This window comes from Elstera litoralis (genome assembly GCF_000963705.1).
GTDB classification, from domain to species: Bacteria; Pseudomonadota; Alphaproteobacteria; order Elsterales; family Elsteraceae; genus Elstera; species Elstera litoralis.
The window spans coordinates 1-935 of record NZ_LAJY01000908.1 but is presented as its reverse complement, the minus strand read 5'-3'; the positions used below and the strand labels follow the sequence as shown (position 1 = coordinate 935).

1 protein-coding gene and 1 pseudogene are annotated in these 935 nt (G+C 48.6%); one reads left to right on the top strand and one right to left on the bottom strand.

All coding sequences use genetic code 11. The features are described from left to right. Positions 1-54 precede the first annotated feature (54 nt). Positions 55-282 (bottom strand): hypothetical protein, encoded by a 228-nt coding sequence (locus VZ95_RS20685; protein ID WP_045777544.1) that lies wholly within the window; start codon positions 280-282, stop codon positions 55-57. 336 nt (positions 283-618) lie between these two features. Here VZ95_RS20685 and VZ95_RS20680 point away from each other — a divergent pair. Then, positions 619-935 (top strand): annotated as a pseudogene (locus VZ95_RS20680) (hypothetical protein); the annotation flags it as partial.

Here is a 935-nt window from a genome sequence, read left to right as displayed (position 1 = left end):
CCAACGGTGCCGCGATCGGTACTGAACAGGCTTCGCCCGCTATCATCCAGTACTTCAATCGCCAGAATTTTGATCGTCGTCCGCCTTTTCGCGTTCGATCAATTCTTGGCTCACCCGAAGTTCCGCTAAGGGGAAGCCGAGACCGATATTCAATTCCAAGGCTGTTTTTAAGCTTTGGGATACAAACAGAAAGCGCGTTTCTGCCAGCCTGTCGTATGTTTTATCCACCAAGCTGCGATTGATTTGCAGAACGAGAATAAAAATCAAACCCAGGAAGAGCAAAAGGGCGAAAAAAGATCCGCAGTCGGAAGGTCATTATCTACCACCTCATCGACCGGAGCCGGAGAATGAATTGCCCTGATGTCGTCAGTCTATATCGTTAACCAAGCAAGATTGCCTATAAAGAATTCATTAACCCACAGGTGTAGGTGGTTCGCCTTTACAGACTCTGCCCGATTCGCGTGCGGTTCTGTCTTGCCATAAAAATGCTGAAATGCCAAGTTTATGGGCGATTTTAATGTTCAATTCATAAAGGTCGCGATATGGTGAACACGTGCATCCTCATCGGCTGTGCGATGTCGCTATTTAAAGTCGTGGTACATTGGTTTGGGGCATATCATGCGCGGAAGGCTGTCGCTAAAGATCGTTTTAATGTTGCAGCTCGTGTTCGGTGCAGCGCTGATTCTGACGGCTTTGTTGAACTATTTCAAGTTTGAGAAAGCCGTTACAAACGTTATTGCGTCTAGGTTTGTCGTGACCGTTAACGGCCTGCAAGGCGATGTTGAAAACGCGATGAATTTGGGCTTGTCGCTGGCCGAGTTGCGCGATCTTCAGCAGCTCATTGAGCGCGAAGAGCGGAGCGACGATCAGATCCTCGCCATCGAGATTGCCGATACTTCCGGCACGATCCTTTTTTTTCTACCGATAAAGCCCGG